Consider the following 12,962-nt stretch of genomic DNA (forward strand, 5'->3'; position numbering starts at 1 on the left):
CTTATCCAATATGCAAGTTGTAAATCGCACATTTCGTTTCGGATCTAGTTTTCAGGGAGCAATCCTTGTAAGCATTGTTCATGATTCTCTATTTGGAGAGATACCCAAGTGGCTATAAGGGGACCCTCTGCTAAGGGGTTAGACTGCGTAAGCGGTGCGAGGGTTCGAATCCCTCTCTCTCCGCCATCTTTACCTTAAGATGGACAAGCAATCAAGATCAATATTATTAATATGGCGGTGTAGCTCAGCTGGCTAGAGCGTACGGTTCATACCCGTGAGGTCGGGGGTTCGATCCCCTCCGCCGCTACCATATTACCCAGGAGGCTTAGCTCAGCTGGGAGAGCATCTGCCTTACAAGCAGAGGGTCGGGGGTTCGATCCCCTCAGCCTCCACCATATACGCCGGTGTAGCTCAACTGGTAGAGCAACTGACTTGTAATCAGTAGGTTGGGGGTTCAAGTCCTCTCGCCGGCACCATTAATGCCTGGAACCGTGGTGTAGTTGGCCTAACATGCCTGCCTGTCACGCAGGAGATCGCGGGTTCGAATCCCGTCGGTTCCGCCATTAATCTAAAAATTAAATAAGGCTCGGTAGCTCAGTCGGTAGAGCAGAGGACTGAAAATCCTCGTGTCGGCGGTTCGATTCCGTCCCGAGCCACCATATAATTCTGGAGGATTAGCGAAGCGGCCAAACGCATCAGACTGTAAATCTGCTCCCGTACGGGTTCGGTGGTTCGAATCCATCATCCTCCACCAGTTTTTTCGAGTCATTAGCTCAGTTGGTAGAGCACCTGACTTTTAATCAGGGTGTCGAAGGTTCGAGCCCTTCATGACTCATCTTTTGAAAAAGAGTGATTGATCATTAATTTGATTAATCACTCTTTTTTGTTATAGATAAATAAATTAATAATATGGAAACTCTGATAAAGACTGAAAAGGCGATGCTGCGCAAGATATGATAAAATAATAGAAAAAAAGCAGAGTGGTGGCGTTCATTATATGAAGCTCATACCTGATCTAAAAAAACAAATCGAAGCAATTATAGGTACTACATTGGACGAATCCGTGATAACTATAGAAGAATGGAATCAATATGGATTGAGCTCAGCTCACCGTAGAACTGTTCCAGTGGCTCATAATACTCTTACAAAAGAGGCCGAAGGTTTCTTACGTGATGATGAGATGATGGATGGTTTAGCAAAGGATGTAAGCAGTTGGCGTACAGAAGACCAAATATATTTTAAAATCGGGATGAACGAGGAAGAAGGTACTGTTTTATATTGGGGATGCTCTGTTGATGCCGTTACGCTCGAAGTACAGCGTTTAATTGAACTTCTCATTACTAGTCATAGGGAATCGTTAGATGAAGAACAGCCTGTGATATATGAAAACGATAGAGAACAACAGCTTGCTGAATTGGGACAGTGGCTTCGGAAACAGGTTGAGCAAAGAGTTCAGCAGGAACCTATTCCGGATCATTTTTCATTGGATGGAGAATTGAACACAGAGAAAATCCCATTTTTGCTGCAATGTGAGACACCTGATGCTCATCGTATTCGTTCGAAGGAATTGAACAAGTTACTCGAAAGTTACTTCGGTGAAGAGATTATACTGATTCCTGTGGGAGCGCAGGAGTGGGTGTTTCTGGGTGATGAACAGATTGTCACAGGCGAAGCTGAAGAGGATACGACGGAAGCCAGAAAAGATTTATTGAATGCCTTCTGTCAGGGGCTCTATGAATTGGTAGCCAGTGAATGGGCGGGTGTATTTCATTTGTCCGCATCCTTACCGTGTATCCCTGCAAAACAGCTATCTTCTGTCACGGCACTTCTTCAAGAGAGTGTTCACTTGGGCAGAGCTTTCCATGTCGTGCAACACATTCATCTTCCTTGGGATCTGCACCTTGAGCGTTTGGTAGATAGTATTCCTGTGCAACAGCGACTTCGTTTTATACAGGAAACGGGGAAAGGCACTGTGTTGTTTAGTGATAGTGAAACACTGGCTACACTGGAGACCTTCTTCAATCTCGATTGTAATGTCAGCGAGACGGCAAAGCGACTCTTTATTCATCGAAATACCTTGGTATATCGTTTGGATAAGATCAAACAGGAGATTGGATATGATGTTAGAAACTTCGAAAGTGCTGTTCTGGTGCGACTTTTATTGCTTATGTACAAAGTGACGAAAAAGCTTTGATATTTTTGTGCAGTTTGCGAATAGTCAAACATCATGCAAATGGGTTAATATAAAACTACAAAATGTATTCGATTACAAAATGATCTCTGAGGAGGCAACAATCATGGCTGGTGTACGTTTAGAGCATATTTTCAAAAAATACCCGGGTTCTGATAAAGCAACAGTAGTTGATATTAACCTGGACATTAAAGATAAAGAGTTTCTGGTACTGGTAGGTCCGTCCGGTTGTGGTAAATCAACAACACTGCGTATGATCGCAGGCCTTGAGGAAATTTCTGAAGGTAAACTCTATATCGGTGACCGCGTCGTTAATGATGTTGCTCCTAAAGACCGCGATATCGCGATGGTATTCCAATCCTATGCCTTGTATCCGCATATGAGCGTATACCAAAACATGGCGTTTGGTCTGAAATTGCGTAAAGTGAAAAAAGATGAGATCGACAAACGTGTACGTGAAGCAGCTAGAATCCTGGATATCGAGCATTTGCTTGAGCGTAAACCTAAGGCATTGTCCGGTGGTCAACGTCAGCGTGTCGCTCTGGGACGTGCGATCGTCCGTGATCCACAAGTGTTCTTGATGGATGAGCCTCTCTCCAACTTGGATGCAAAATTGCGTGGTCAAATGCGTGCTGAGATCACTAAACTTGCGAAACGTTTGGAAACAACCGTTATCTACGTAACGCATGACCAGATCGAAGCAATGACAATGGGTGATCGAATCGTTGTTATGAAGGATGGTATCATCCAACAAGCTGCTTCTCCGGAAGAGCTTTACAACCTCCCTGCTAATCTGTTCGTAGCTGGTTTCATCGGTTCCCCGACAATGAACTTTATCTCGGGTAAATTGGCTGAGCAAGGTGCTAGCATGCATTTCGTAGCTCCTGGTGTGGACGTTGAAATCCCACAAGGTAAAGCACAAGTGCTGAAATCAAGAGGATACATTGGTAAAGAAGTCATTCTGGGTGTTCGTCCAGAAGACATTCACGAAGAGCCAGTATTCCTGGAAGCATCCCCGAACTCTGTATTCTCTACACACGTAGACGTAACAGAGAACCTGGGTCACGAAATGCTCCTCTACTTGAGCGGTGTAGGTAACGACACTACAATCGCACGTGTAGACGGACGTTCCAACACTCGTGATGGTTCTACAGTTAAAATGGCAATTGACATGAACAAAGTTCATATCTTTGACAAAGAGACTGAAGCAAACGTTCTTCTTCAAGACTAATAGTACTGAGATTCATCGGTAACGATAGAATCTATCAGTTAACGCAATCATACATGGTAATCTGAGCCCCTTCCGTTATTGCTGGAAGGGGCTTTTTTACTCATACACGGGTGGAAGCCAAGATTGCATTCATCCCGGAATTCATTTAAGATTATTTGAAGGTTAGATGCTGTAACAAACAACATGAATGCGCTATTAATGCAATGGAATGACGCTAATGCTGATGTACATAGAGGGCAGCGAATGCTGAAAGGAAGAGACAAATGGCGAAAAAAGTGAAAGTATCTGAATTGGTACAACAATTCCAGTTGGAGGTTGTTTCTGGATCTCACGGACTGAAGAGAGTCATTACTGTAGACGATTTAAACCGTCCTGGTCTGGAAATGGCCGGTTATTTTGAATATCATCCACAAGAACGGGTACAGCTGCTTGGTAGAACAGAGCTGGCCTTTTTTGCAATGTTGCCAGAAGATGAGCGCCGTGATCGGATGCAGCGCCTTTGTACGGAAGAAACGCCATGTATCGTAGTAACCCGGGGACTTGAAGTGCCACAGGAACTGATTGACATCAGTGAAGAACAGAACCTTGCTGTGCTTCGCAGCAACATGGCTACAACGATTCTGTCCAGCCGGATTACTGGATTTCTGGAGAAGAAACTGGCGCCTACAGCAACAATTCACGGTGTACTCTGTGATGTGTATGGAGTAGGCATGTTAATCACCGGAAGCAGTGGCATTGGTAAGAGTGAAACTGCACTGGAACTGGTGAAACGTGGTCACCGATTGATTGCCGATGATGCGGTAGAAATTCGTCAGACATCAGACTTCCAGCTGCACGGAACTGCGCCAGAATTGATCCGTCACCTACTTGAGATCCGTGGTGTCGGCATCATCAACGTAATGACATTGTTCGGTGCGGGTGCGGTTCGTAATAACAAAAGGATTACACTGGTTGTTCGTCTGGAAGCTTGGCAGCAGGATAAACAATATGATCGTCTTGGTCTGGATGAAGAGACGACACGCATCATTGACACAGATGTACCGCTTGTAACGATTCCTGTTCGTCCGGGGCGGAACTTGGCTGTTATCATTGAAGTAGCGGGAATGAACTATCGCTTGAAACAGATGGGGCTGAATGCTGCGTTACAATTTACGAACAAGCTGACAGCAACGATCTCTGAAGATATGGAAGACATGGACTAAGAAGAGAAGGATCTATTATACGATTAAAGGCCAATTGTTGATGTGTTTTACTCCTTTATAGAGCGTTGGAGACATACAGCAGTTGGTCATGCTAGTGAATGAGTCAATTTATAGGAGTGTGAATGAATGGATACATTATTACTGTTGAACCCGATAGCGTTCTCCATCGGAGCGTTAAAGGTTCACTGGTACGGGCTTATTCTCGGTACAGCGGCACTTGTAGGTTTGCTGCTCGTCATCCGGGAAGGCAAACGGTATAACATTCCGCAGGAAGTGTTCATGGACATGGTTCTGCTTGGTGTGCCTTCTGCCATTATCGGTGCCCGCATATACTACGTGGCATTTCGATGGGACGATTATAAGGATAATTTCTGGGATGTCTTTAAAATATGGAATGGTGGTATCGCCATATATGGCGCATTGATTGGTGCGATCATATGTGCAGTCATTTTCTTCCGTCGTAAAGGGTATAATTTCTGGCGTATGGCCGACATCTGTGCACCTGGATTGATCGTTGGACAAATGATCGGACGCTGGGGTAATTTTGTGAATCAGGAGGCCTATGGCGGTCCTGTAGAAGAATCATTTTTGAGAGACAAGCTTCATTTGCCAGACTTTATCGTTAATCAGATGAACGTGGAAGGTGTATTCCATCATCCTGCATTTTTGTATGAATCGATGTGGAGTCTTGTTGGTCTGGTCATCTTACTGGTGCTTCGTCGTCAGAAGTTCCTGCGTGCTGGTGAGCTGTTTATGTCCTATTTTATCTGGTACTCAATCGGTCGATTCTTTATCGAAGCGCTGCGTACCGACAGCCTGGGATTCCAGGCTCCGCAATGGGTTGCCTCCATGGTTAATGGATTATGGTCACCGATGACAGCTATGGGCTTCGAGCAAGGATATCTTGATCCAGCCTACGGTAACGTAAGAATTTCGCAGCTGCTGGCTATTGGGATCATTGTTGTTGCGGTAGTCTTCATCGTCGTGAGAAGAATGACAGGCAAGGCAGATGTACGTTATAGCGATCCTATTGTATCTTCCAAGGTTCCTTCAGAATCATCGGATGATATGGTGCAAACAGGCCCGGTTGCAGGCAAAGAGGACACGGTAACTCCAGTCTCGACCAAAGAGGATCTGAAGCAAGCTGAAGAGAAAAAGGAGTAATGCAACATGATTGACACGGTTTTGTTTGATCTGGATGGAACGATTATCGACACGAATGAACTAATTATTAACTCTTTCCTTCATGTAATGGAGGATTTGCAGTTATCTACCCCTTGGACACGCGAACAGATCATTCCTCATATGGGAGGAACACTGGAGAATCAGATGCGTACGTTTTCTGGGAAAGAGGATGTTGCGGAGTATGTCAAAGGATATCGGGCGTACAACGACGTTCATCATGAGGCGATGGTTCAGCCGTTTCCTCACGTGATTGAGGTTGTTGAGGCTCTTCATGAGGCAGGAATTGTGATGGGTGTTGTCACGACGAAGATTCGTCCATCTACTCTTAAAGTGCTGGAGCGTTTCGACCTGTTGAAGTATATGAAATCGATTGTAACAGTTACCGATGTAACCAATCCCAAACCGCATGCTGAACCGGTGCTAAAGGCGATCGAAGAGTTGGGTGCAGATCCGTCCAAAACATTGATGGTGGGTGACAGCCCTGTCGATATTCAATCGGCACAGAACGCGGGTGCGCTTGCGGCAGGCGTAGCCTGGTCCCTTAAGGGAGAGGCCGTATTGAGCGGCTATAACCCAGATTACATTTTGCACGACATGAAGGACTTGCTTAAGCTGATTGAAACGGAACGTTCATGAGAAAAGTAACCCGCTATCCCGTAGAAGGTCATAACGCACTTTGGCATATCTACAAGACAGTGAGTCCGTGGAAAGGCGTGCGTAATTTTATCTGGATTCAGTTGTCACGGTACTGCCCGATTCTATCGGTCAAGAACTGGATCTATCGTCGCATGCTTGGCATGAAGGTGGGTAAACATACGGCATTTGGTTTGATGGTGATGGTTGATGTGTTCTTTCCGGAGAAAATTACGGTAGGCGAAAATTCCGTGATTGGTTACAACACCACGATCCTGGCTCACGAGTATCTTATTAAAGAGTACAGACTGGGTGAGGTGATTATCGGAGAAAATGTACTGATCGGTGCTAATTCAACCATCCTGCCGGGTGTAACCATTGGAGACGGTGCGGTAGTAGCTGCAGGAGCAGTTGTTCATAAGGATGTAGCTCCGGGGGCTTTTGTTGGAGGAAATCCACTTCGTGATCTGTCTCGCTCGAATGCTTCAGCGGAGGATATTGTCATAAAGGCTGATGAGTAATGATTTTGGGAGACGGCCGAGACGGCCTACGGATATATCTGCAAAAGATCATCGCAAAGAATACACGGACGAAAATTAACCTGAATGGGTTCAGTCAGGGGAAGAGCAATAAGTCGAATTGACTGGAGTAAGGAAGCTGCTGATGGCAGCTTTTTTCGTATACAAATAGTTAGACTCATGTTCAGCATTGGGATCAAAATGGAGGATATAGTACAAGCCCCCCAAAGGGGCTGTATTGTTGACGATGGATAGTCATTCATGTTATCATATCCCATATCCTTTAGTTTGTTAGCACTTTACCATGTTAAAGAAAAGGGACAAAAGTTAAGTATAGTTAAGCAGAAATGAAGAACACTTACTAAACATTTTCTGAAGGCTGCCTGGCAGCAACAATAAAAATTCAGGTTACAAGATAGAATGGGGATTTACACTACATAAATCCTGTTGAAATAGAACGTCTACCAATCTTAAATTACTGACTCGGGGTGAATAATACCAATGTCCAAACCAAAAGGCTTTGAAAAACCGACAGGTTTTCGTGACTATACACCACATGTGGTGACCAAGCTGCGAACCATTGAGCGGAATGTACTGGAATGCATGGAACGCTGGGGTTACCGTCAAATCATTACGCCAACGATTGAATACTACGATACCGTAGGTGTAGCTAGTTCCACATCGGATCGCAAGCTGTTTAAATTATTGAACAGTCGCGGGACTACGCTGGTGCTAAGATCAGATTTGACAGCTCCGATTGCACGGGTGGTCTCTTCTCTATTAAAGGATGAGAAGCTTCCTCTGCGTTTGTCCTATCATGCGAATGTGTTTCGTTCCATTGAAGAGGAAGCAGGACGTGAGGCGGAATTTTTCCAGACAGGTGTAGAGCTTGTCGGTGATGATTCGCCAGAAGCAGATGCAGAAGTTGTAGCACTTGCGATTGCTTCTTTGCAGGCAGCGGGTGTGTCTTCCTTTAAAATTGCGATGGGTCATATGGGATTTCTGAACGGGTTACTGGAAGAAGTCATTCCGGGTCAAACGGTACAACAGGAACAGTTGAAAGAAGGATTGCTGGGACGTGATTATGTCGGCTATCGCCAATCCATTGAAGCATTGAATCTGGAACCGAAACTGAAGGAGCAGCTTGAAGCTATTTTGCGTCTGCGTGGCGGTAAAGAAGTATGTACACACGCAGCAGAGCTGAGTTCAAGTACTGAAGCAGCACAGTCCATTGCACATCTCTGTGCAGTATTCGAAGTGTTGGAAGCGTACGGTGTTTCTGAGCATGTGCTGATTGATCTGACGATGATTGGTGATTTCTCCTATTATACAGGCATGACGTTTGAAGGGTATGCGGCAGAGCTTGGATCCCCGGTATGCAGTGGCGGACGATATGATAATCTGTTACAGCAGTTTGGCCGTTCATTACCGGCTACAGGATTTGCACTCAAAACAAACCGTATTATCGATGGTGTTCATGGAATTACGATGGAAGAGAAGAAGCCTGTACTTATTCAATATACTTCGGAACACCGGGCTGAGGCTCTAACAGAGGCGGCGAGACTACGCAGCATTGGTCAGAATGTAGTAACATACCTCCTTCCTAAAGATGGGGCAGAGGCTCTAACAGGCAACAAGTCAATCCAGGCTGAGCAGGTTATCACGTACGGATCTGAAAATGGAGGGGGACGCTAAGATGTCGGATATTTTGAAGGTAGCTATGCCGAAGGGCCGAATCTATAAGAAAGCCTCCAAACTGTTCCGTGAAGCAGGGCTTGATATTCCGGAAGACGTGGACGATACGCGCAAGCTGGTCATCGAAGTGCCGGAAGCGGGGATGGAGTTCATCATGGCGAAGCCCGTAGACGTGCCAACGTATGTGGAGTATGGAGTAGCGGATATTGGCATAGTGGGTAAAGACGTTCTGCTTGAGGAAAATCGGGACGTATACGAATTGTTGAACTTGGGAATCGCCCAGTGCCGCATGTCTGTTATTGGACTACCGGACTGGACACCTGGCATTCAGCAGCGAGTGGCAACAAAGTACCCGAGAATCGCTTCCCAATATTTCCGCGAGCAAGGACAGCAGGTGGAAGTAATCAAACTGAACGGGTCCATCGAACTGGCGCCGCTGATCGGTTTGGCAGATCGAATCGTCGATCTGGTGGAGACTGGCCAGACGTTGCGTGAGAATGGACTCGTGGAGATGACGGGTATTCTGGATATCACAAGCCGCCTTATTGCCAATCGGGTCAGCTATCGGATGAAGAATGCACGGATTCAAGCATTATGCGATGCTCTCCAACAGGTCATTCCAGCCTCGAATGAGGTGTCTTCGGGGATCTTTCGGGGATAAATCAAGCATGTAAGATGGAGCAGAAGTAACTAATCGATGATTGATCATATAGCATAAACGGATATTAGAGGTATCACAGGTTATACAGGGATAGGGAGGTTGTACTCATGAAAATTGTACCTGCACGGGAGTTTGATTTGAAGCGGGAAGTGGAATACGGTACACCTGAGCAAAATGAAGCGGTACGGCGCATTGTCAGCGACATTCGCCGGGAAGGAGATGCGGCACTGCTGCGTTACACAGAGCAGCTGGATCGCACGAAGCTGACGGCTGCGGAGCTTCGCGTGCCGCAGGAAGAGCTGCAAGCAGCCTATGCAGCTGTGGAGCCTTCCTTCGTGACGGCGATCCGTCAGGCCGCCGCTAACATTCGTGCGTTTCATGAGAAGCAGAAGCGCAACTCATGGATGGATTGGCAGCCGGACGGCAGTCTGCTGGGCCAGGTAATCCGACCGCTGAAGCGGGTCGGCGTTTATGTACCTGGCGGCAAAGCAGCGTACCCTTCGTCGGTGCTGATGAATGTGATTCCGGCACAGGTGGCTGGCGTGCCGGAGATTGTTTTGGTGACGCCGCCGTCAACAAATGGCGGTGAAGGTATTAACCCGTACATTCTCGTGGCTGCTGCGGAAGCAGGCGTGAGCGAAATGTACCGGGTTGGCGGCGCTCAGGCAATCGCCGCCCTCGCTTACGGCACGGAGAGTATTGCCCCGGTCGACAAGATCTGTGGACCGGGCAATATTTACGTGGCGCTCGCGAAGCGCGAGGTTTATGGCGCAGTCGATATCGATAGTATCGCCGGGCCGAGTGAGATTGTGGTACTCGCCGATGATACGGCGAATCCGGTATATGTCGCCGCCGACCTGTTGTCGCAGGCGGAGCATGACGAGATGGCATCGGCCATTCTCGTCACGACCTCGGCCGTGCTGGCGGAAGCCGTGCAGGCCGAAGTGCGGCAGCAGCTAGAAGTGCTGCCGCGGCGCGATATCGCTGCTGCTTCCGTGGAGCAGCATGGCGCGATTATTGTGGTCGACTCCATCGATGAGGGAATCGATGTGGTGAACCGGCTCGCACCGGAGCATCTGGAGATCATGGTGCAGGAGCCCATGGCTTACGCTGGCCGGATCGAGAATGCCGGAGCGATCTTCCTCGGCCCGTATAGCTCGGAGCCGGTAGGGGATTATTTTGCGGGACCGAATCATATTATTCCGACAAATGGAACGGCACGATTCAGCTCACCTGTGGATGTGGATGATTTTATCAAAAAATCAAGTTTGATCTATTACAGCAAGGAAGCGTTGCTCCAAAATGGAGCGGCGATTATAGAGCTGGCCCGGCATGAAGGGCTCGAAGGACACGCCCGTGCGATCGCTGTACGGTTAGAACAGGAAGGAAAGGCGGAATCGGATAATGGATAAGCAGAATAATGGTTTGGACCTTCAGAATAAGGGTGCTGTACGTCAGGCAGAGGTAGACCGCAAAACAAATGAAACGAACATTCAGCTTTCTTTTGCCGTAGATGGAACCGGGCAATCCGAGATTGAAACGGACGTACCTTTCCTGAATCATATGCTCGATCTGTTCACAAAGCATGGACAATTCGATCTGAACGTACAAGCGCGCGGCGATGTTGATATTGATGACCACCACACGGTGGAGGATATCGGGATCTGTCTGGGACAGACCCTTCGTGAAGCATTGGGTGACAAGCGGGGCATCAAACGTTATGCGAGTGTTTTTGTGCCTATGGATGAGGCTCTCGCTCAGGTAGTCATCGATGTCAGCAACCGCCCTCACTTTGAGTACCGCGCACAATACCCGTCTCAGCAAGTGGGCAGCTTCTCAACCGAGCTGGTACATGAGTTCCTGTGGAAATTGGCGCTGGAAGCGCGCATTACCTTGCACGTTATCGTGCACTACGGACAAAATACGCACCACATGATCGAGGCGATCTTCAAAGCACTGGGACGTGCATTGGATGAGGCAACAACGATTGATCCACGTGTAACGGGTGTGCCTTCCACGAAGGGAGTGCTGTAGACGATGGCGATTGCAATTGTCGATTATGGTATGGGGAACCTGCACAGCGTCGGCAAAGCGGTCGAACGTCTTGGCTACGAAGCGCTGGTCACAGGTGACCGTGATGCGATTCTTGGTGCAGATGGTGTGATATTGCCAGGTGTAGGTGCATTTGGCGATGCCATGGTGCACTTGAGAGAGAGTGGCTTGGACGCAGTGGTGAAGGAAGCGGCAGCTGGACCAACACCGCTACTCGGCATCTGTCTGGGCATGCAGCTGTTGTTCAGCTCAAGTGAGGAGCATGGCGAGCATGAAGGATTGAATATTTTGCCGGGTAAAGTTGTGCGATTCGCACCGGGAGAATTAAAGGTTCCGCATATGGGCTGGAATCGATTGCAGTTCCTGCACCCGGAAAATCCGCTATTCGCGGGGCTTGAGGCAAGTCATGTCTATTTTGTCCATTCATATCATGCACGTACGGACGTAGAGAGCGATCTATTGGCAGTAACGGATTACGGACATCCGGTTACGGCGATTGTTGGCAGAGGCTCCAATTTCGGTATGCAGTTCCACCCGGAGAAGAGCGGAGAGCTGGGTATGAAGCTGCTTGGCAACTTCCTTGCGTTGACTGGATCAAAGGCGTAATCATAATCAGCGATCATATGATTTTTTAATTCCATCCTTATAAAATAATACGTAGCTAAACTTATATAGAGACAAATATGAATATATTCAGGAGGCCTTGTATGTCATCTTTTATCATATATCCGGCAATTGATATCCGGGACGGCAAATGTGTAAGACTGGTGCAGGGAGATTACAATCAGGAGACGGTATATAACGATGACCCGGTTCAAGTTGCTCTTTCCTGGGAGAAGCAAGGTGGTACATACGTTCATCTGGTGGATCTGGACGGTGCAAAAGCAGGTCATCCCGTGAATGATGAGCTGATCGGGCGTATTGCTTCGGCCGTGAACGTGCCTGTTCAGGTCGGTGGAGGTCTTCGTACAGTGGCTGATGTAGAACGTTTGTTGGGCCTCGGCGTAAGTCGTCTTATTATCGGAACAGCTGCGATTGAAGATCGCGCTTTTACAGAAGAAGTACTGGGGCGTTACGGAGATAAAGTAGCTATTGGTATCGATGCACGCAATGGCTATGTGGCGACACGCGGATGGCTGGAGACATCGGAAGTTCAGGCCGAGGTACTTGCGAAGGAACTGGCGGCATTTGGTGCCGAAACCTTCATCTTCACAGACATCTCCCGTGATGGCATGATGCAGGGTCCTAACGTGGAAGCGATCGTGTCTCTTGCAAAGGCGAGTGGCCGTACGGTGATTGCTTCCGGGGGAGTTAGTGTCATGGATGATCTGCTTCGTTTAAGCAAGCATGCGGAAGATGGTGTCGGAGGAGCAATCGTAGGGAAAGCGCTGTATACTGGTAGTATTGATCTGTCCGAAGCGGTACGTGCGGTAAATAAATAATAGCGATACTATATAGGCTCAAATAAACATTTGCACGATAACGGAGAGGACAGAAAAAACCTGAAGAAGTGAAACGTTCGCCTTTATCCCCGGATTTACCCTTTAAAAAAGGATCAAAAAATCTGGGGATAACAGCGATCGTAAGGTTGTTC

Annotated in this window: 12 protein-coding genes and 8 tRNA genes; all 20 read left to right on the plus strand. The window is 47.5% G+C overall.

Annotation, left to right across the window (positions count from 1 at the left end; genetic code table 11):
• Positions 1-94: 94 nt before the first annotated feature.
• The 20 genes from AC4PM4_RS26760 to hisA all read left to right on the plus strand — a co-directional run bounded on the left by AC4PM4_RS26760 (position 95) and on the right by hisA (position 12,810).
• A tRNA-Ser gene (locus AC4PM4_RS26760) sits at positions 95-186 on the plus strand.
• A gap of 47 nt (positions 187-233) precedes the next feature.
• Positions 234-310: transfer RNA gene (locus AC4PM4_RS26765), tRNA-Met, on the plus strand.
• A 9-nt stretch (positions 311-319) separates the two neighbouring features.
• Positions 320-395 (plus strand) — tRNA-Val (locus tag AC4PM4_RS26770).
• A gap of 5 nt (positions 396-400) precedes the next feature.
• A tRNA-Thr gene (locus AC4PM4_RS26775) sits at positions 401-476 on the plus strand.
• A gap of 9 nt (positions 477-485) precedes the next feature.
• Positions 486-563 (plus strand) — tRNA-Asp (locus tag AC4PM4_RS26780).
• A gap of 20 nt (positions 564-583) precedes the next feature.
• A tRNA-Phe gene (locus tag AC4PM4_RS26785) sits at positions 584-659 on the plus strand.
• 9 nt (positions 660-668) lie between these two features.
• A tRNA-Tyr gene (locus AC4PM4_RS26790) sits at positions 669-754 on the plus strand.
• Positions 755-762: 8 nt separating this feature from the next.
• A tRNA-Lys gene (locus tag AC4PM4_RS26795) sits at positions 763-835 on the plus strand.
• A gap of 162 nt (positions 836-997) precedes the next feature.
• A complete protein-coding gene (locus AC4PM4_RS26800) occupies positions 998-2,194 on the plus strand; it encodes a PucR family transcriptional regulator (protein ID WP_240321503.1) in 1,197 nt (398 codons plus the stop codon).
• Positions 2,195-2,297: 103 nt separating this feature from the next.
• On the plus strand, positions 2,298-3,422 hold the full coding sequence (locus AC4PM4_RS26805) for an ABC transporter ATP-binding protein (protein ID WP_063566522.1): 1,125 nt from the start codon (positions 2,298-2,300) through the stop codon (positions 3,420-3,422).
• A gap of 263 nt (positions 3,423-3,685) precedes the next feature.
• Positions 3,686-4,624: an HPr(Ser) kinase/phosphatase gene (hprK, locus tag AC4PM4_RS26810; protein ID WP_063566521.1), complete on the plus strand. Its 939-nt coding sequence runs from the start codon at positions 3,686-3,688 to the stop codon at positions 4,622-4,624.
• Positions 4,625-4,750: 126 nt separating this feature from the next.
• Positions 4,751-5,788 carry a prolipoprotein diacylglyceryl transferase gene (gene lgt / locus AC4PM4_RS26815; RefSeq protein ID WP_090955404.1) on the plus strand — a complete coding sequence of 346 codons (1,038 nt, stop codon included), beginning with the start codon at positions 4,751-4,753 and terminating at the stop codon, positions 5,786-5,788.
• A gap of 6 nt (positions 5,789-5,794) precedes the next feature.
• The gene (gene ppaX, locus AC4PM4_RS26820; RefSeq protein ID WP_063566519.1) at positions 5,795-6,445 is read left to right on the plus strand and encodes a pyrophosphatase PpaX; all 651 of its coding nucleotides are present in this window, start codon (positions 5,795-5,797) and stop codon (positions 6,443-6,445) included.
• A complete protein-coding gene (locus tag AC4PM4_RS26825; RefSeq protein ID WP_063566518.1) occupies positions 6,442-6,963 on the plus strand; it encodes an acyltransferase in 522 nt (173 codons plus the stop codon). Before ppaX ends, AC4PM4_RS26825 begins: the two co-directional genes overlap by 4 nt.
• Before the next feature lie 498 nt (positions 6,964-7,461).
• Positions 7,462-8,655, plus strand: a complete 1,194-nt coding sequence (locus AC4PM4_RS26830) for an ATP phosphoribosyltransferase regulatory subunit (RefSeq protein ID WP_090955403.1) — start codon at positions 7,462-7,464, stop codon at positions 8,653-8,655.
• A gap of 1 nt (position 8,656) precedes the next feature.
• Complete coding sequence (gene hisG / locus AC4PM4_RS26835) at positions 8,657-9,316, plus strand: ATP phosphoribosyltransferase (protein WP_063566516.1); 660 nt, start codon at positions 8,657-8,659, stop codon at positions 9,314-9,316.
• 107 nt (positions 9,317-9,423) lie between these two features.
• Positions 9,424-10,728: a histidinol dehydrogenase gene (gene hisD, locus AC4PM4_RS26840; protein ID WP_063566515.1), complete on the plus strand. Its 1,305-nt coding sequence runs from the start codon at positions 9,424-9,426 to the stop codon at positions 10,726-10,728.
• Positions 10,721-11,350 carry an imidazoleglycerol-phosphate dehydratase HisB gene (hisB, locus tag AC4PM4_RS26845; protein WP_063566514.1) on the plus strand — a complete coding sequence of 210 codons (630 nt, stop codon included), beginning with the start codon at positions 10,721-10,723 and terminating at the stop codon, positions 11,348-11,350. Before hisD ends, hisB begins: the two co-directional genes overlap by 8 nt.
• Before the next feature lie 3 nt (positions 11,351-11,353).
• Positions 11,354-11,974, plus strand: coding sequence for an imidazole glycerol phosphate synthase subunit HisH (hisH, locus tag AC4PM4_RS26850; RefSeq protein WP_072735752.1), 621 nt, complete (start codon positions 11,354-11,356; stop codon positions 11,972-11,974).
• Between the two features lie 101 nt (positions 11,975-12,075).
• Positions 12,076-12,810: a 1-(5-phosphoribosyl)-5-[(5-phosphoribosylamino)methylideneamino]imidazole-4-carboxamide isomerase gene (gene hisA, locus AC4PM4_RS26855; RefSeq protein ID WP_024634114.1), complete on the plus strand. Its 735-nt coding sequence runs from the start codon at positions 12,076-12,078 to the stop codon at positions 12,808-12,810.
• Positions 12,811-12,962 lie beyond the last annotated feature (152 nt).

It is taken from the genome of Paenibacillus sp. MDV22-iso6 (genome assembly GCF_058408365.1).